16 protein-coding genes are annotated in these 17852 nt (G+C 50.3%); 5 read left to right on the top strand and 11 right to left on the bottom strand.

The genetic code is table 11. The annotated features are described in order from the left end of the window. Positions 1 to 49: 49 nt before the first annotated feature. Both yajL and panE read right to left on the bottom strand, forming a co-directional pair. Positions 50 to 658, bottom strand: coding sequence for a protein deglycase YajL (gene yajL, locus J1778_RS17390; RefSeq protein WP_217174218.1), 609 nt, complete (start codon positions 656 to 658; stop codon positions 50 to 52). Further along, positions 621 to 1532 (bottom strand): 2-dehydropantoate 2-reductase, encoded by a 912-nt coding sequence (gene panE, locus J1778_RS17385; RefSeq protein ID WP_217174217.1) that lies wholly within the window; start codon positions 1530 to 1532, stop codon positions 621 to 623. Before panE ends, yajL begins: the two co-directional genes overlap by 38 nt. Positions 1533 to 1772: 240 nt before the next feature. Between panE and J1778_RS17380 the strand changes: the two genes are divergently transcribed. Beyond that, the gene (locus J1778_RS17380; RefSeq protein WP_112287500.1) at positions 1773 to 2264 is read left to right on the top strand and encodes a YajQ family cyclic di-GMP-binding protein; all 492 of its coding nucleotides are present in this window, start codon (positions 1773 to 1775) and stop codon (positions 2262 to 2264) included. A 166-nt stretch (positions 2265 to 2430) separates the two neighbouring features. On the opposite strand, the gene J1778_RS17375 is transcribed toward J1778_RS17380, so the two are convergent. The 9 genes from J1778_RS17375 to J1778_RS17335 form a co-directional block, all read right to left on the bottom strand. After that, positions 2431 to 3729, bottom strand: coding sequence for a Gfo/Idh/MocA family protein (locus tag J1778_RS17375; protein ID WP_217174216.1), 1299 nt, complete (start codon positions 3727 to 3729; stop codon positions 2431 to 2433). Between the two features lie 169 nt (positions 3730 to 3898). Beyond that, complete coding sequence (locus J1778_RS17370; RefSeq protein ID WP_217174215.1) at positions 3899 to 5263, bottom strand: MFS transporter; 1365 nt, start codon at positions 5261 to 5263, stop codon at positions 3899 to 3901. 172 nt (positions 5264 to 5435) lie between these two features. Further along, the gene (gene cyoE, locus J1778_RS17365) at positions 5436 to 6320 is read right to left on the bottom strand and encodes a heme o synthase (protein ID WP_112287502.1); all 885 of its coding nucleotides are present in this window, start codon (positions 6318 to 6320) and stop codon (positions 5436 to 5438) included. An 18-nt stretch (positions 6321 to 6338) separates the two neighbouring features. Further along, entirely contained in the window at positions 6339 to 6671 is a 333-nt protein-coding gene (locus J1778_RS17360) for a cytochrome o ubiquinol oxidase subunit IV (RefSeq protein WP_013576648.1), read from the bottom strand. Then, the gene (locus J1778_RS17355; RefSeq protein ID WP_101075483.1) at positions 6671 to 7285 is read right to left on the bottom strand and encodes a cytochrome o ubiquinol oxidase subunit III; all 615 of its coding nucleotides are present in this window, start codon (positions 7283 to 7285) and stop codon (positions 6671 to 6673) included. The genes J1778_RS17360 and J1778_RS17355 overlap by 1 nt, the downstream gene beginning before the upstream one ends. Then, the gene (gene cyoB / locus J1778_RS17350) at positions 7275 to 9266 is read right to left on the bottom strand and encodes a cytochrome o ubiquinol oxidase subunit I (RefSeq protein ID WP_112287503.1); all 1992 of its coding nucleotides are present in this window, start codon (positions 9264 to 9266) and stop codon (positions 7275 to 7277) included. Before cyoB ends, J1778_RS17355 begins: the two co-directional genes overlap by 11 nt. 3 nt (positions 9267 to 9269) lie before the next feature. Then, a complete protein-coding gene (cyoA, locus tag J1778_RS17345) occupies positions 9270 to 10229 on the bottom strand; it encodes a cytochrome o ubiquinol oxidase subunit II (protein ID WP_112287504.1) in 960 nt (319 codons plus the stop codon). A 432-nt stretch (positions 10230 to 10661) separates the two neighbouring features. Beyond that, positions 10662 to 12140: a muropeptide MFS transporter AmpG gene (ampG, locus tag J1778_RS17340; protein WP_217174214.1), complete on the bottom strand. Its 1479-nt coding sequence runs from the start codon at positions 12138 to 12140 to the stop codon at positions 10662 to 10664. A 146-nt stretch (positions 12141 to 12286) separates the two neighbouring features. Further along, the gene (locus tag J1778_RS17335) at positions 12287 to 12865 is read right to left on the bottom strand and encodes a lipoprotein (RefSeq protein WP_217174213.1); all 579 of its coding nucleotides are present in this window, start codon (positions 12863 to 12865) and stop codon (positions 12287 to 12289) included. Between the two features lie 342 nt (positions 12866 to 13207). On the opposite strand from J1778_RS17335, the gene bolA reads away from it, so the two are divergent. The 4 genes from bolA to clpX all read left to right on the top strand — a co-directional run bounded on the left by bolA (position 13208) and on the right by clpX (position 17794). Beyond that, positions 13208 to 13522: a transcriptional regulator BolA gene (bolA, locus tag J1778_RS17330; RefSeq protein WP_013576642.1), complete on the top strand. Its 315-nt coding sequence runs from the start codon at positions 13208 to 13210 to the stop codon at positions 13520 to 13522. A gap of 446 nt (positions 13523 to 13968) precedes the next feature. Next, positions 13969 to 15273 (top strand): trigger factor, encoded by a 1305-nt coding sequence (gene tig / locus J1778_RS17325; protein WP_112287507.1) that lies wholly within the window; start codon positions 13969 to 13971, stop codon positions 15271 to 15273. Between the two features lie 417 nt (positions 15274 to 15690). Beyond that, positions 15691 to 16314, top strand: coding sequence for an ATP-dependent Clp endopeptidase proteolytic subunit ClpP (gene clpP, locus J1778_RS17320; protein ID WP_056771081.1), 624 nt, complete (start codon positions 15691 to 15693; stop codon positions 16312 to 16314). A 205-nt stretch (positions 16315 to 16519) separates the two neighbouring features. Continuing rightward, positions 16520 to 17794 (top strand): ATP-dependent protease ATP-binding subunit ClpX, encoded by a 1275-nt coding sequence (gene clpX, locus J1778_RS17315; RefSeq protein WP_112287508.1) that lies wholly within the window; start codon positions 16520 to 16522, stop codon positions 17792 to 17794. Positions 17795 to 17852 lie beyond the last annotated feature (58 nt).

Here is a 17852-nt window from a genome sequence, read left to right as displayed (position 1 = left end):
ATGCTGAGCCCCTTTTTATTTGCCAGAATTATTTTGGATCTCTTGTGGCTCAGGATCCCCGTGCGCCTTCGTCGGTGTAATTATAAATCCCCGGTGCGAGCACCAGCTGTGCGGCGATTTCCGCAGCTTTAGCTTTACCCAGCAACAGATCGATAATCTTCAGGGCGAATTCCATTGAGGTGCCGGGTCCCTGGCTGGTCAGAAGATTGACGCGCGGATCAAAAATCACCCGGCGATCGGACCATTTGTTTGGGTCGATTTTATCTTTTAAGCCCGGAAAACCGGTCATATTGCCGACCGGGAATAAATCGTGATATTCCAGTACCAGCGCAGGTGCGGCGCAAATGGCGGCAACTATTTTACCGCTGACGTGCATCTGACGGACTTTCTCCACCAGCAGCGGGCTTTCGCTAAAACAGGTCGCGCCACCCAGACCGCCGGGCAGCACGATCACGTCGTGCTCTTCATCAGCGACATCGACCAGCGCGGCATCGGCCAAAATGCGCACGCCGCGTGAGCAGCGGATCTCAAGATCCCCATCACCCGCGACGCTCGCCGTGGTGACGTTAATACCCGCCCGTACCAGCAAATCAATCGCAGTGACGGCTTCTATTTCTTCGCTACCAGGTGCCAGGCAGACCAGAACTGACGCGCTCATAATCATTTTCCTTTTTCTTAATCTGTTCAAATAAGCGGGTATTGACCGGCAGGGTCAGGCCGAATTTACGCCCGCGACGCAGGAGATAGCCGGTAATGTAATCAATTTCGGTATGACGCTGATTGCGGATATCCTGCAGCATTGACGAATGATTAGCAGAGGTAGATTCAATCACCTGATAGACGAAGCTGAGCAAAGATTCTCTGTGAATTTCGACGCCTTCAATCGCCATAACCTGCGACACCTCCTGGCTGATTTGCTCAATCTGATCGGCATAAGCCAGCAGGTCGCCGTTGGTACAATCATACAAAGCTGTCAGCGGATTAATGACGCAGTTCACCGCCAGTTTATTCCACAGCGAGGGTTTGATGTTGTCATGCCACGCAACGTCCGGTAAGGCATTATGCAGCGTATCCGCCAGTGAACTCAGCGCCATACCGCGCGGGGTCACCGGGCCGATGTGTGTCGCTCCGGCAGCCACATGGACTATCGCATTGCCTTCATGCCGCGCTGCGTGGGTCGTTGCACCCTGTAAAATCGCCAGCCGGTTAGCCGGTAATTCATCGACAGTTCCCATGCCGTTATGCAACAGCAATATGGCGCAATTATCATTAAGCATCGGCATCAGCATGCTGACCGCACCGGAAACCTGCCATGCTTTCAGCGTGACCAGCAGTAATTCGCTCTGCGCCAGATGTTGCGGATCGTTAGTCGGCATATTGCGGTTAAAAGCGATGCCTTCCGGCGAGATGACATTGACGGCGCAAAAAGGCTGAGGAATACGGATCCATCCCTGCACGTCGTGGCCTTGCTGATAAAGGGTTGAAAGCCAAAGTTGTCCCAGCGCACCGCAACCCAATACTGTTATTTTCATTGTGCCTCCCGGGATGTGGGACGAAATACGCCCGCTAAATCGGCTGTAGAAAGAATATTCTGCTGTCCGGTTATCTTATTAGTATAGACATTCGTGCTGTAGATCACATTTTCACCTGCACTTTTTGACTCCCGGGGCACTTTATGCCTGCTTGTTTGCAGTTGTTTGGCATCGACGGTTGAAGGCGGTATTATGCACGCCATATAACGTGCAATACAAAAACTACAGGGAGAAGCGATTATGCCGTCTTTTGACATTGTTTCCGAAATCGACATGCAGGAAGTACGCAATGCCGTGGAAAATGCCAGCCGTGAACTGCAAACCCGCTGGGATTTCCGTAATATTCCTGCCAGCTTCGATCTCAACGAGAAAAACGAGAGTATCAAAGTGGCCAGTGAATCTGATTTCCAGGTAAACCAGCTGGTCGATATTCTGCGTGAGAAGTTAGCCAAACGTGGTATCGAAGGCGGCGCGCTGGAAATTCCTGAGCAGATGGATCACAGCGGTAAAACTTACAGCGTTGAAGCCAAACTGCATTCTGGCATTGAATCCGCGCTGGCCAAGAAAATCGTCAAGCTGATCAAAGACAGTAAAATTAAAGTACAGGCGCAGGTACAGGGCGACGAAGTTCGCGTCACCGGCAAAGCACGTGATGATTTGCAGGCCGTAATGGCGTTGGTGAAGAAAGGTGATCTGGGCCAGCCCTTCCAGTTCAAAAACTTCAGAGATTAATAGCCGTCGTTCTTTGAACTGCAGATGCGTTGGCTGCATTCAGTAACCCGAATCACATACTCCAGTAAGCTCATCGGGTTCCTTCATTTTCCGCCTTCCTGCAGCTCAAATTACTTGGCTCTTTGCAATTAAGATCGGGGCGCTGTGCGTCCCTTTTTTATAGCATTTACTTCCGCTGGCGCAGTCTTTTCACCAGTTCGAAGTCTTTAAAGTAAATCGGTTTATCATGCTGCATCGAAAGGTTTCCGGCGATCCCGGTCAGGATCGACATCGCACCCGCGCGGTGATCGGCAGCGCGTTTTAACGGATCGTCCTTGCGCTCGCCAAACAGGTCTTCCAGCATGGCATTATCGCCGCCGCCGTGACCGCCTTCTCCCAGCTGGAATTCTGCTTTCCACGGCTGTGCAAACAACGGGTAAACCGTGATTTCTGCTTTCTCAATACTGCCTTCGTTTTCACGTTTACCGCCGGCATTAACGTAAGACATCTCGACGATTTTCATTTCAATGCGGCCTTTGGTGCCGTTGAATACCACGTTCAATCCTTCCCAGGGCAGATAGGCATTTAGCGAATAGGTCAGCTGCACTTTGTTCTGGTATTTCACCAGTACCGACAACGTATCTTCAATGTTAATGCCGTCGCTGAACACACTCTGGTCTCGGAAATAGTTATCTTCATGCTCCGCATCCAGATACAGCGCTTTGAGCTGGGCGTTGTCTTGCATGTGCAAGGCAAACGGATCGTTCTGCGCCTGCCGATAGCCATGCGCACGCGGATAAAATTCGGTTACGCCACGTTTCTCTGCATTCTCTTTGCCGTAAAAACGCAAGTCGCCCTGGGCATAGACTTTCTCCGGCGTGCTGTTCAGCCAGAAATTCATCAGGTCGAAATGGTGGGTGGATTTATGCACCAGCAGGCCACCGGAATTGCGTTTTTCACGGTGCCAGCGACGGAAATAATCTGCACCATGTTCGGTATTGAGCAGCCATTCAAAATGCACGGACAGCACTTCACCGATGGTGTCCTGCATCAGCAGTTCACGCATTTTGCTGTGATGTGGCGCGTAACGGTAATTAAACGCCACACGCACCTGATACCCGGTCGCATCGACGGCATCCAGAATGCGCAAAGCGCGCGGTTCATCAATGGTCATCGGCTTTTCAGTGATGACGTCGCAACCGGCGTGCAGGGCGCGAACGATGTAATCATCGTGTGTGCGGTCCATGCTGGTGACGATCACAATGTCCGGTTTCGTCTCGTCGAGCATCGCGGAGAAATCAGCGGCTTTCCAGGTCGATACACGGGCGATGCCGCTCTGCTCAAGCTGGCGGTTCGCATAATCCATTCGCGTCTGGTTTGTATCACAGAAGGCCACAAATTTTGCATTGTGGCGGTATTTGCCGGTGATCGCTTCAATGTATAAACCTGAGCGTCCGCCGGTGCCAACGAGAGCATATGTTTTCATGAGATCCTCAAAAGGCCCGAAAGCCGTCATCACTGACAAAATTTTTGTTAAGGAATTCTTGAGGATAATGATTACTGAGGTTTTTTAAGTGAGGAGAGTCACGCGGTGGGGATAAAATTGAAACGCTGTGCCAGTTTGCAGGCACAGCGTTTATTAATGTCAGAGGGCGTCAGGCGGCGCTGACCAGTTGCTCGAGGGCTTTGCGGTTGGTCTGTTTGGTATCGACCTTCACGTAAGCACTGAATTCTTCCGGTACGACTACCGCTTCTGCCACCCCCGGCTGGGCAAGAATACGAGCCTGAAGGGCAGAATCTTTCACAGCCAGTTCAGACAATGTAATGCGCAGACTGCTGACATACGGCGGTTCGGTCATGATAGAACTGACCAGTAACCAGATGACCGCAATGGCTGCACACACCAGGAATACTGCGCCGGCGCCCGCCTGTCCGTAAACATAACCACCTAAGCTGCCGCCAATCGCCACGCCGATAAACTGGCTGGTAGAGTAAAGTCCCATTGCGGTGCCTTTATAGCCTGCAGGCGATTCTTTACTGATGAGCGATGGCAGAATCGCTTCCATCACGTTGAATGCCAGGAAGAACAGCTGGATACCGGCAATCACGGCCCATAAATGCAGACCTGCCGCCCAGAGCACAATTTCCGCAAGCAGCAATACCGCGACGCAGCCCATGAACACCTGTTTCATGTGGCGTTTCTTCTCGGCATAGATAATCACCGGAATGACGGCGACGAAAGAGGTCAGCATGGTCACCAGATAGACGCGCCAGTGCTCACTCGGCGGGAATCCGGCATGTTCCATGACTTGCGGTAACACCACAAAACTCGACATCAGCAATACGTGCAGGCACAGGATCCCGAAGTTGAGCTTCAGCAGTTTGGCGTTGCTCAGCACTTTACCGAAACTGCCTTTCACCATACTCGATTCACGGTTAAGGATATGCGTGGCAGGGGAGGGCACCACGGCAACGGTAATAATGATGCCGAAAATTGTCAGTACCGCGATCGCCCAGAACAGGGCGTGTAAACCCCAGGCGTGGGTGATGATCGGGCCAAGTACCATCGCAATTGCAAAGGTAATGCCGAAGCTGATGCCGATAAACGCCATCGCTTTGGTGCGGTTTTGCTCGCGGGTCAGGTCAGAAAGCAGGGCCATCACGGCGGCGGCAATCGCGCCGGAGCCTTGCAGGGCACGACCAATGATCACGCCCCAGATAGATTCGGTTGAAGCAGCCACAATGCTGCCGATACAGAAGATGACCAGACCAAAGACGATCAGTGGCTTGCGGCCAACGCGGTCAGAAAGTAGTCCAAATGGGATCTGGAAAATGGCCTGTGCCAGTCCGTAAATACCGATAGCGATACCGATCAGTGTTTCGCTGGCACCGGAGAGTTTCATGCCATAGGTGGTCAGCACCGGCAGAACCATGAACATGCCGAGCATGCGCAAAGAAAATACTGTCCCTAGTCCCCATGTAGCCCGACTTTCCTGCGGGGTCATCTGGTTATCGTTCACATTACTACCTCAAAATAACAATCCGACATTTTAATGATTAAGCCGGCCTGGGTAAAACGATGGATCTTTAGCAGATATTACGGTGTTTGCCCGTCAGACTAAGCAAAAGAAAAGGCCAGTATTGCTACTGGCCTTTGACTGTGATTTCAGAGCGTTACACTGAAATTGAGTGTTACCAAACGTAGGTCAGCAACGATGTTGGCGCAGAATTAAAATCTACAGACATCATGAAGCTCAGCGACATGATAGTGATGATGGAGAAACCAAACAGTTTTCTTGCCCACACCACGTCGTTTTCCGTTTTGTAACCTTTCAGTGCCATGCCCAGCCACCAGATACTGACAGCGGCGGCCACAACCAGGTATTTATAACCTGCGTAACCGCTCAGGGTCAGCATCAGCGTCGCAATCATAAACGCCAGAATGTAGACGATAATATGATGCTTGGCGACGGAGATGCCTTTCACCACTGGCAGAACCGGGATGCCTGCTGCCTGATAATCTTTAAAGCGGAAGATGGCAATCGCGTACGAATGCGGCATCTGCCACAGGCTGAAGATCAGAAGCAGGATCAGGGCACCGGTATCGAACTGGCCTGAAACGGCGCAGTAACCGATAACTGGTGGCGCTGCGCCAGACAAGCTGCCGATCAACGTGCCGTATACCGAGTTGCGTTTCATGTACAGGCTGTAGACGCCGACATAAACCACAAAGCCCATCACTGCCAGCCACATCGCCAGCGGATTTGCTCCGATATACAACAACGCAAAGCCCGCAATACCCAGAATGGTCGCGTAAACCAGGCTTGTTTTCGGCGGAATAAGCCCTTTCACCAGGACCCGGTTCTTCGTTCTTTCCATGATCCGGTCGATGTCGCGGTCGATAAAGTTGTTAAATACACAACCCGATGCGACAACCAGCGAAACACCCACCAAAGTGGCGAGAAAGAGTGGGAAGTCGATGCTGCCTTTGGCAGCAAGGAGGAATCCCCCGATGACAGAAATTAAGTTGCCGAAAATAATTCCTGGTTTCGTTACTTGCAGGTATTGCTTAATCATCACGTGCAGCTCGGCTCTTTAACTGACCATCATATTGAGGTTGAGGTTATACATAATCCACAATGAGCCCACAACGACGATAAAGATAATCACAGCGGTGAACAGAAGTGCCACCAGGTTCCAGCGCTCTTCCGACGACGTATTCATGTGCAGGAAGAACACCAGATGGACAACGATCTGGATGATTGCGGAAGCAACCACGGTACCCAGGATCAGTGAATGTGATGCCGTGTCGGTCATGACCATGGCAAACGGGATCACCGTCAGGATAACCGACAAGATGAAGCCAATAGCGTATGACTTCAGGCTGCCGTGGCTTGCGCCACCATGGGAAGTAGCAGAATGACTCATTACATCGCTCCCATCAGATAAACAACGGTAAACACGCAGATCCACACCACGTCCAGGAAGTGCCAGAACAGGCTCAGACACATCAGACGGGTTTTGTTGACTTCAGTCAGGCCGCGACGTGAAACCTGAACCATCATGGTCAGGATCCAAATCAGACCACAGGTCACGTGCAGACCGTGGGTGGCGACCAGCGCAAAGAAGCCAGACAGGAAACCACTGCGCTGCGGGCCATAGCCTTCAGCAATCAGGTGATGGAATTCATAGAGTTCCATCCCGATGAAGCCTAAACCGAACAGGAATGTCAGGAACAACCAGCCGTTAACGCCTGCTTTGTTGCCTTTGTTCATGGCCAGCATTGCAAAGCCGTAAGTGATACTACTGAACAGCAGGCAGAAGGTTTCTACCAGCACGAACGGCAGTTCAAAAATGTCTTTACCAGAGGGACCGCCAGCGGTCCCGTTTACCAGTACTGCATACGTTGCGAACAGGCTCGCAAACAAGATGCAGTCACTCATCAGGTAGATCCAGAAGCCGAAGACTTTGGTTGCACCTGCGTCGTGGTGCCCATGCTCAGCATGGGCCTCATCGTGGTGAGTCAGAGTATCAGTTGCCATGTTTCACACCTGCTTTACGGATTTGTTCATAATGTTGGTTTTCAATACGTTCCACTTCTTCAACTGGCACGTAGTAATCAACATCTTCGTCGAAGCTTTTCGCAATCCAGGTCACAACCAGCGCAATGAAGCTCACTGCTGCCAGCCACCAGATATCCCAGATTAATGCGAAACCACAAACCAGACTCAGCATAGCGATGATGAAACCGGCGCCGCTGTTACGTGGCATATGAATCGGTTCATATTTAGCAGGCTGCTTGTAAGCGGTACCTTTCTCTTTCATGTCCCAGAACTCATCGCGGTCGTGAATTTGCGGCACGATAGCGAAGTTGTAGAACGGAGGAGGAGAAGAGGTTGCCCACTCCAGAGTACGTGCGCCCCATGGGTCACCGGTCAGATCACGGTTCTGGTCGCGGTCGCGAACGGAAACGAAGATCATGATCAGCTGGCAGAGGATACCGCAGGCAATCAGTGCAGCACCGCATGCCGCAACAACCAGCAGCGGGTGGAACTCAGGATCGATGTTCTGGCTGACACGACGGGTCATACCCATGAAGCCCAGTACGTACAGTGGCATGAACGCAACGAAGAAACCGATGATCCAGAACCAGAATGAACGCACACCCCATTTTTCGTTCAGCGTAAAGCCGAAGGATTTAGGGAACCAGTAAGTCAGACCTGCGAAGCAACCGAAGACCACACCACCGATGATTACGTTATGGAAGTGGGCAATCAGGAACAGGCTGTTGTGCAGCACGAAGTCAGCACCCGGAACCGCTAGCAGAACGCCGGTCATACCACCCACAGAGAAGGTGATGATGAAGCCAACGGTCCACAGCATTGCTGCATTCAGCGTGATACGGCCCTGATACATGGTGAACAGCCAGTTGAAGATTTTTACCCCGGTCGGGATAGAAATGATCATCGTCATGATGCCGAAGAAGGCATTGACGTTTGCGCCTGAACCCATGGTGAAGAAGTGGTGCAGCCAAACGATGAACGACAACACGGTAATGGCGATAGTTGCCCATACCAGTGAGGTGTAACCGAACAGACGTTTTTTCGAGAAGGTTGCAGTAACTTCTGAGAACACACCGAATACTGGCAGAACCAAAATGTACACTTCCGGATGGCCCCAGGCCCAAATCAGGTTGATGTACATCATCATGTTGCCGCCCATATCATTCGTGAAGAAATGGGTGCCCAGATAACGGTCTAAAGTCAGCAGTGCCACAGTGACGGTCAGAATCGGGAAGGACACGATAATCAACACGTTGGTGCACAGTGCGGCCCAGGTAAATACCGGCATTTTCATCAGCGGCATACCAGGAGCGCGCATCTTCAGGATGGTCGCAAAGAAGTTAACACCGGTCAGCAAGGTACCGACACCGGATATCTGGAGACTCCAGATCCAGTAATCTACCCCGACCCCCGGACTGTATTCCTTACCTGACAGTGGCGGATAGGCTAACCAGCCGGTCTGTGCGAATTCACCCACACCCAGAGAGATGTTGATGAGCACGACAGCAGCGGCGGTGAACCAGAAGCTCACGTTATTCAGGAACGGGAACGCAACGTCGCGTGCACCGATTTGCAAAGGAACAACCACGTTCATCAGACCGATTACGAAAGGCATCGCCATGAAGAAGATCATGATTACGCCGTGCGCGGTGAAGATTTGGTCGTAGTGATGAGGAGGCAGGAAGCCCGGTTCACCTGCAGAAGCAAGAACCTGCTGGCTACGCATCATGATGGCATCGGCAAAGCCACGCAACAGCATGACGAAGGCCAGAATGATATACATGATACCTAATTTTTTGTGGTCGACAGACGTCAGCCACTCGGTCCACAGATACTTCCACTTACCGAAATAGGTGATGCCGGCAAGAACTGCCAGGCCACCGATAATAATCGCGGCAACTGTGACCATGATAATCGGTTCATGATACGGAACCGAATCAAGCGTTAATTTTCCGAACATCGTTTATTCCTCGGCTCCGGCTGCGTGAGACTGTCCACCCATATCCATGCCTTTCATGTCGCTGCCTGCAGGCATTGGCATGGTGTGACCTTCTGGCGCTGCCTTCATGTCATGCATGGAGTATTTGCCAATGATTTCTTTGAACAAACCAGGTTTTGCAACAGAGAAGTATTCGACCGGGTTGTCGATACTCTGTGCAGCCAGTTTGTTGAAGTCATCAGTGGTTGCCAGCTGGTTCGGTGCGCTTTTCACTTTCGCTACCCAGGTGTCAAAATCGGCACGGGTTGGAGTCGCAATCGTGTTGAACTTCATGCCAGAGAAACCGCGGCCGCTGAAGCTTGCTGAGATGCCCTTATAGGTACCGGCTTCATTTGCAATCAAGTGCAACTGAGTCTGCATACCGGCCATCGCATAAATCTGCCCGCCTAACTGAGGAATAAAGAACGAGTTCATCACAGAGTCTGAAGTGACTTTGAACTGAACTGGCACATCTTTAGGAATGACAAGTTCGTTAACGGTAGCGATGCCCTGTTCCGGATAAATGAACAACCATTTCCAGTCCAGAGAAACGACTTCAACCGTCATCGGTTTTTCGTCAGTCACGATAGGCTTGAACGGATCAAGCGAGTGGGTGGTTTTCCAGGTTATCGTTGCCAGGATGGCAATGATAATAATTGGAACTGTCCAGACGACGGCTTCAATTTTGTTGGAGTGGGACCAATCAGGACTGTATTTTGCTTTTGTGTTGGAAGCACGATACTTCCACGCAAAGGCAAACGCCATGATAATAACTGGTATAACAACGATCAGCATTAAACCGATAGCGGTTAAAATCAGCGTTCTCTGCTCGAGTCCAATTGCTCCCTTGGGATCCATCAATGCCGTATTGCAACCGCTCAACAATAACGCGGAAGCAAATAAGGACAACATCCCAATACTTTTATTGTATTTCTTAAGTCTCATCTAACGACCTCAATAACTAGGGCTCTATTGTCGCTTCAGGTGTGCGGGCATTTTACGGGAAGGTTGCAGGACTGTAAACACGCTTAAACAAGTGTCAAGCCGCTGTTGACACTTTATGTTAACGCAGTCACACATGTCACGGATCGTGACAATTTACAGTGGGCAACAATATGTTGCGTATAGATTTTTTTCTATGGTGATGAAAAACAAGGAGTGACACATTTTCCCATTATTATTGCCGGGCGTTATCTGATCGATAGGTTTAATTAATGTTAAATTAATGTTTAAAACGAGTGAAATAAAATCAACAAAAAGCGGCGGAGAAAAATTATCCCCGTGAATATTATTTTTTCTGAATTTAAATTATTGAGTGATATTTATTGATCAGTTGTTAAATGAACACGCCATTCATTTCAAATGAATGGCGGTAAATCATGAACGTGCGGTACGGCGCAGAGATAAAAAGTCGAGCAGGCTGCCTAAAATAACACCAGTCAGGCAAATAAATGCGCCGGTTTCCAGTAAAACTGTCGCCAGAGCTTGCCAGGATGTCCAGCCCATACTGTCGGCAATCAGTGTGACCAGCCACAGGAGCAGCAGTACGCTTCCCGTCAGCAGGCAACGCAGCGCCCAGCGGTAAGATTTCGCAAAGTGAATGCGGGGCAGAAAACTGTCAGTATTCTGGGTGTATTCCAGCGTTTGCCGGCAAACTGCCAGCAGAAGTAAACCGGGGACCGCCGCCACAATCGAGAAAAGATAAAACCACGGCCAGCCGTAGGCTTCCACAAACCAGCCGGCAATCGGCCCGACGTACACACGGCCCACCGCAGACAGCGCAGAAAGCAAAGCAAACTGTGTGGCCGAAAACGAGCGGTTACATAACGTCATCAGCAGCGCGACAAAGGCCGCCGTCCCCATTCCCCCGCACAGATTTTCGAAGAAAATCGCTGTGCCCATGGTGATCAAATCTTTATCCGTAACGGCGAGGATCCAGTAACCCGCATTAGATACGGCCTGCAAAATCCCGAACAGCATCAGCGCGCGGAACAGGCTAAGACGCTGCATCAGCATTCCGCCAAGCAGTGCGCCAATAATCGTGGCGGCCAGACCGAGCGTTTTGTTCACCAGCCCGACTTCCCCGGCATCAAACCCCACACCGCGGATCAAAAATGTGGTACTCAGGCTGCCCGCGAAAGCATCACCCATTTTGTACATCACGATGAGCAGCAAAATCAGCCAGGCATTATTACGACCAAAAAAGTCTTTCAGCGGTGCGACCACGGCCATTTCGATGGTGCGCGGTGCGGGTTGCGAGTTTTCAGGCTCCGGAGACAGCAGGGTGGCAATCACGCCAGTCAGCATCAGACCCGCCATCAGCCAGTACATGTGCTGCCAGCCGAGATAACGATCCGCAAGCCACAATGCCAGTCCACCTGAAACCAACATCGCCAGCCGGTAACCCAGTACGGAAACCGCCGCACCGTTTCCACGTTCTTCCGGCGGTAATAAATCGGTTTTGTAGGCATCGAAAACGATGTCCTGAGACGCGGAAGCGAAGGCGATCAGCACTGCCAGCGATGCCAGCCAGAATAAATCTTTCGAGGGATCCATAAATCCCATGGCAAAAATTGCCACCACCAGCAGGAGTTGCGTCAGTATCAGCCAGCCACGTCTGCGCCCGAGGAAAGAGGGCGTATAACGGTCCATCATCGGTGACCACAGGAATTTGAAAACGTAAGCCTGACCGACCAGCGAGAAAATCCCGATCGTTTTCAGATCGACGTTTTCCACCGTCATCCATGCCTGCAACGTGCCGGATGTCAGCGCCAGTGGTAAGCCGGAAGCAAAACCCAGAAGCAGCAAAATGACGGTGTTACGCTGCGTGAAAATCTTGAAATACTGACCTTTCATTAAAATTGTGTTCCTGCGAACCGGTGAGAGAGTGGTGCATATGCATATTAAAGGAAGGGATGCTTATCGGGAAAGACAATCACTTGCCTCAGAAAGCATTCTGCCCGGACAAGCCGGGCAGAAGTGATCACTCTTACAACAGAAACTTATCGTGCGTTGGCTTTGATGAAGTCGCTGATGCTGGTGTCTGACGCCATGTCGCTGATGACATCGCCCAGAGTGGTGTTAACCGCGTTGGTGATCTTCGCGTTAGTCGCAGACAGTGCGCCCTGAACATTGTACGTCGAGCGGTAGTTTTTCACCTGTTTGTTGCCATTTTTAGCCGTTGCAATGATAGAGATATCCGCTTTGGTGGTGATGTTGTAACGCAGGTTACCTTCCTGAACATCCGCATACAGATTATTCACCACGATTTGCAGATCCACAGCGCCGTCAGCACCGACCATGTAACCACGGGCGGTCATTTGTTTCTCCAGCGATTCCTGCAGCAGGAAACGCAGGTCACGGGAAGGAGTAAGGGAAATCAGCTGGCCATCACGGTTAACTTTCGCCAGTGCCTGATCCTTACGCTGGTCAGCACCGTTGATGCTGATGGTGATGCCCTGAAGAGTAGGATCCTGTGAAGGCAGTACAATTTTCGGAGAAACGTCCAGCGTATTCGTGCTGGTGGCGCAGCCTGCCAGCATCAACATCGCCAGAACCGGGAAAATAATTTTCTTTAGCATGTGTATTTTCTCAATATTAATAAGGGAATAGTGCTCAAAATTTTGCCGACATCATAACATTGCCATTTTCCGGGGAAAGACCCAAAAATCCGGAAAACGTGTTTTTTGCACTTTTTTTCAGCAAAGAAGCCATTAGCTCGCGGATGGCTGTCATCATCCGTGGCGGAGCTGCACTTTCTTTGACAGAATCAGCTTTGACAGGCTGAGCGGTGTTTTTATCAATCCGCAGCAGAAATTTATTCTTCTGGCATGCATAGAGTCCGGAAAACAGCCTATCATTATAGAGAGATAGATGTACCAGACAGACGCAGTTCTCAGCTGATGCGGTGTAAGGAGATTGCTATGATTCGTGAGCAAATAGAAGCAAAATTAGTTGAAGCATTCGAACCTGCGTTTCTGGAAGTGACTGACGAAAGCTATCGTCATAATGTCCCTGCAGGCTCCGAGAGCCATTTTAAAGTCGTGATGGTGTCCGATAAGTTTATCGGTGAGCGTTTCCTGGCGCGTCATCGTGCAATTTATGGAAGATTAACCGAAGAACTGGCGGGCAGCGTTCATGCCCTGGCTCTGCATACTTATACCCTGAAAGAATGGGAAGGCTTGCAGGATACGGTTCCGGCTTCTCCGCCTTGTCGCGGTGCGGGTACAATGGCGTAATCGTCACGATTTGATTCATTAAAGGCATAAATATCGGCGTTTGAGACGGTAAGACTGGAACTTTCCTTGTCAGATGCGGTATTAGTAGATGCGAATTTCAAGAAACGGCCCGCGGGCCGTTTTTGTTTTTCTTCTGACGGACAGACGGCAAGGTGAAATGCCTTTGCAATGACCGCTTTTTTCGAAGGATCGATTCCCGTGTGAGTTTCCTCCCGCGTAACAGATACCGTCCTCGACTCAATGCGTCTGCGTCGCTATAATGTCGCGTCTAATTTTTCCGGAATGGTTTCGGACGCTCTCGAATACAGGGCTACGTTCTGATACAGAACTGTCCCGGTTCTTAGAAGTCGTTTTCAAGGTAAGTTCGCGCACTCGATGCTGCTTCTCATCTTGAGAACGACTTCTGGAGTTGACCGAGCACTGTGATTTTTTTTTGAGGTAACAAGATGCAAGTTTCTGTTGAAACCACTCAAGGCCTTGGGCGCCGCGTAACGATTACTGTTCCTGCTGAAAGCATTGAAAAAGCAGTGAGCAGTGAACTGATCAACGTCTCTAAAAAAGTACGTATTGACGGCTTCCGTAAAGGCAAAGTACCAAGCCACATCATCGAACAGCGTTACGGCGCGTCAGTACGTCAGGACGTGCTGGGTGATCTGATGCAACGCAATTTCGTTGATGCGATCATCAAAGAAAAAATCAATCCGGCTGGCGCACCTAACTATATCCCGGGTGAGTACAAGCAAGGTGAAGACTTCAATTTCTCCGTAGAATTCGAAGTTTACCCGGAAGTTGAGCTGAAAGATCTGGAAAACATCGAAGTTGAAAAACCTGTTGTTGAAGTTAACGACGCTGATGTTGATACCATGCTGGAAACTCTGCGTAAGCAACAAGCTGACTGGAAAGAAACTGACGCTGCAGCTACTGCTGAAGACCGTGTAACAGTTGATTTCTCCGGTTCTATCGACGGTGAAGATTTCGAAGGCGGCAAAGCCTCTGATTTCGTACTGGCTATGGGCCAGGGCCGCATGATCCCAGGTTTCGAAGAAGGTCTGGTCGGTCACAAAGCGGGTGAAGAATTCACAATCGACGTGAACTTCCCGGAAGATTACCACGCTGAAAACCTGAAAGGTAAAGCTGCTAAGTTCGCTATCACTCTGAAGAAAGTTGAAGAGCGTGAACTGCCAGAACTGACGCCAGAATTCATCAAACGTTTCGGCGTGGCTGATGGTTCTGTTGAAGGTCTGCGCGCTGAAGTGCGTAAAAACATGGAACGCGAGCTGAAAGGTGCTGTTCGTAACCGCATCAAAACTCAGGCAATCGACGGTCTGGTCAGCGCTAACGAAATCGACGTGCCAGCTGCACTGATCGACGGCGAAGTTGATGTTCTGCGTCGTCAGGCTGCACAACGTTTCGGCGGCAACGAAAAACAAGCGCTGGAACTGCCACGTGAGTTGTTCGAAGAGCAAGCTAAACGTCGCGTAGTTGTCGGTCTGCTGTTGGGCGAAGTGATCAGCCAGCACGAACTGAAAGCTGACGAAGATCGCGTTAAAGCGCTGATCGAAGAAATGGCTTCTGCGTACGAAGATCCACAAGAAGTTGTTGAGTTCTACAGCAAAAACAAAGAGCTGATGAACAACATGCGTAACGTCGCTCTGGAAGAACAAGCGGTCGAAACTCTGTTGTCTAAAGCAAAAGTGACTGAAAAAGCCACTACCTTTACTGAGCTGATGAACCAGACTCAACCTGCATAAGTTAAATGCACGTTGCTGAACCTGTTTACAGGTTCGCTTCTCAGGCCCGCAGTTTTTACTGCGGGCTTTTTATTTGCTGAAAATCAGGTAATTTCTGTTTTTGACTGTTGTTTTTGCACTATATTTATCAATATAAGGCACAGCCCACGTAGAAACCTCACATTGACCCCATCCAGAATGGCTTTTCCCCGGTCCGGGACAGCGTGAGAAAAAGAAATATTCCTGCAGGCTTGAAAAAAGGGGCTAAATCCCCCAATTGATAAGAACGAACCCAGGTAAATTTGTAGTTAAAATCTGACTGATAACGACCGTCAGGCGTGTAAATGGCGACTTGGCCGCTTGAGCATAGTCATGTGTGCCTATCTCAAGTAGAATCGGTTTTAAAGAGCGCCAAACAGAATCTATTAGGAGACGGTTATGTCATACAGTGGTGAAAGAGAGCAATTTGCACCAAACATGGCGTTGGTACCCATGGTGGTTGAGCAAACTTCACGGGGCGAACGTTCATACGACATCTTCTCCCGTCTGCTTAAGGAACGTATCATCTTCCTGACAGGTCAGGTTGAAGACCATATGGCTAACCTGATTGTTGCCCAGATGCTGTTCCTGGAAGCAGAAAGTCCGGAAAAAGACATTTATCTTTATATCAACTCACCGGGTGGTGTGATCACTGCCGGTATGTCAATTTATGACACCATGCAGTTCATCAAACCGGACGTCAGCACCATTTGTATGGGGCAGGCTTGTTCAATGGGTGCATTCCTGTTGACCGCCGGTGCAGAAGGCAAACGCTTCTGTCTGCCAAACTCACGCGTGATGATCCACCAGCCACTGGGCGGTTTCCAGGGCCAGGCGACGGACATCGAGATCCACGCGAAAGAAATTCTCAAAGTGAAATCACGTATGAATGAGCTGATGGCGAAACATACGGGTAAAACTCTTGAAGAAATAGAGCGTGACACTGAGCGTGACCGTTTCCTGTCTGCCGATGAGGCTGTACAGTACGGGTTGGTGGACTCCGTATTTACCCATCGCGCCTGACGGCTTATTTCTGCCGGGCTGATGGTCTATAGTTATACTCATACGGACGTCTCAAAGGCAGGTTTTGTATCAAGCAAAATCTGCCTGCAATGAGTCATAACAGGAATGAACAGACATCAGCCAATCATGCGGCTGTTGTGTAATATGGTCGTGCCGTGGTGTTTTTGCTACGCTGCGGGACTGATACTAGAGAAGAGGTTTACTGATGACAGATAAGCGCAAAGACGGTTCAGGAAAGCTGCTGTACTGCTCTTTTTGCGGCAAAAGCCAGCATGAAGTGCGTAAGCTGATTGCCGGGCCGTCAGTGTATATCTGCGATGAATGTGTCGATTTATGTAATGACATTATTCGCGAAGAGATCAAAGAAGTCGCGCCACACCGTGAACGCAGTGCATTACCGACGCCGCATGAAATCCGTCAGCATCTTGACGATTATGTTATCGGCCAGGAACCTGCAAAAAAAGTGCTGGCTGTGGCTGTGTACAACCACTACAAGCGCCTGCGCAATGGCGATACCAGCAACGGTATCGAATTGGGCAAGAGCAACATTCTGCTGATCGGGCCGACCGGTAGCGGTAAAACGCTGCTGGCTGAAACCCTGGCGCGTTTCCTGGATGTGCCATTTACTATGGCCGATGCCACCACGCTGACCGAAGCCGGTTACGTGGGTGAAGACGTCGAAAATATTATCCAGAAACTGCTGCAGAAATGTGACTACGACGTACAGAAAGCGCAACGCGGCATTGTTTATATTGATGAAATCGATAAGATTTCCCGCAAATCTGATAACCCGTCCATTACACGTGATGTGTCTGGCGAAGGTGTTCAGCAGGCGCTGCTGAAACTGATTGAAGGCACCGTGGCTGCCGTTCCACCGCAAGGCGGACGTAAGCATCCACAGCAGGAATTCCTGCAGGTTGATACCTCGAAAATCCTCTTTATCTGCGGCGGTGCATTTGCCGGTCTGGATAAAGTGATTGGTCAGCGTATCAATACCAATACCGGTATCGGTTTTGGTGCAGAAGTTAAAGGCAAAGAACAGAAAGCAACAGAAGGTCAGTTGCTGGCGCAGGCTGAACCAGAAGATTTGATCAAATTTGGTCTGATCCCTGAGTTCATTGGCCGTCTGCCAGTGGTAGCGACCCTGAGCGAACTGAACGAAGAGGCTCTGATTCAGATTCTGAAAGAGCCGAAAAATGCCCTGACTAAGCAATATCAGGCATTGTTCAATCTGGAAGGCGTTGAACTGGAATTCCGCGATGAAGCGCTGGTTGCGATTGCGAAAAAAGCCATGGTCCGTAAAACCGGTGCCCGTGGTCTGCGTTCCATCGTAGAAGCCGCATTGCTGGATACTATGTATGATCTGCCGTCTCTCGAAGATGTCGAGAAAGTGGTGATTGATGAGTCCGTGATTGCGGGCCAGTCAGAACCTCTGATGATTTATGGCAAACCAGAAGCGCAACAGGCATCTGGCGAATAATTAGCCAATCTATCCAGAGAGTTAGCCATGAAATGGGGGATTTTGTCCCCCATTTTTT

The organism is Rahnella bonaserana (assembly GCF_019049675.1).
GTDB classification, from domain to species: domain Bacteria; phylum Pseudomonadota; class Gammaproteobacteria; order Enterobacterales; family Enterobacteriaceae; genus Rahnella; species Rahnella bonaserana.
This window is presented reverse-complemented; position numbering and strand designations above follow the sequence as displayed.

Excerpts from the sequence above, each read along its gene's own strand:
- J1778_RS17355 (WP_101075483.1), bottom strand. The coding sequence starts at position 7,285 with ATGGCAACTGATACTCTGACTCACCACGATGAGGCCCATGCTGAGCAT.
- J1778_RS17360 (WP_013576648.1), bottom strand. The coding sequence starts at position 6,671 with ATGAGTCATTCTGCTACTTCCCATGGTGGCGCAAGCCACGGCAGCCTG.
- J1778_RS17335 (WP_217174213.1), bottom strand. The coding sequence starts at position 12,865 with ATGCTAAAGAAAATTATTTTCCCGGTTCTGGCGATGTTGATGCTGGCA.
- cyoA (WP_112287504.1), bottom strand. The coding sequence starts at position 10,229 with ATGAGACTTAAGAAATACAATAAAAGTATTGGGATGTTGTCCTTATTT.
- J1778_RS17380 (WP_112287500.1), top strand. The coding sequence starts at position 1,773 with ATGCCGTCTTTTGACATTGTTTCCGAAATCGACATGCAGGAAGTACGC.
- clpX (WP_112287508.1), top strand. The coding sequence starts at position 16,520 with ATGACAGATAAGCGCAAAGACGGTTCAGGAAAGCTGCTGTACTGCTCT.
- cyoB (WP_112287503.1), bottom strand. The coding sequence starts at position 9,266 with ATGTTCGGAAAATTAACGCTTGATTCGGTTCCGTATCATGAACCGATT.
- panE (WP_217174217.1), bottom strand. The coding sequence starts at position 1,532 with ATGAAAATAACAGTATTGGGTTGCGGTGCGCTGGGACAACTTTGGCTT.
- clpP (WP_056771081.1), top strand. The coding sequence starts at position 15,691 with ATGTCATACAGTGGTGAAAGAGAGCAATTTGCACCAAACATGGCGTTG.
- yajL (WP_217174218.1), bottom strand. The coding sequence starts at position 658 with ATGAGCGCGTCAGTTCTGGTCTGCCTGGCACCTGGTAGCGAAGAAATA.
- cyoE (WP_112287502.1), bottom strand. The coding sequence starts at position 6,320 with ATGATTAAGCAATACCTGCAAGTAACGAAACCAGGAATTATTTTCGGC.
- tig (WP_112287507.1), top strand. The coding sequence starts at position 13,969 with ATGCAAGTTTCTGTTGAAACCACTCAAGGCCTTGGGCGCCGCGTAACG.
- bolA (WP_013576642.1), top strand. The coding sequence starts at position 13,208 with ATGATTCGTGAGCAAATAGAAGCAAAATTAGTTGAAGCATTCGAACCT.
- J1778_RS17375 (WP_217174216.1), bottom strand. The coding sequence starts at position 3,729 with ATGAAAACATATGCTCTCGTTGGCACCGGCGGACGCTCAGGTTTATAC.
- ampG (WP_217174214.1), bottom strand. The coding sequence starts at position 12,140 with ATGAAAGGTCAGTATTTCAAGATTTTCACGCAGCGTAACACCGTCATT.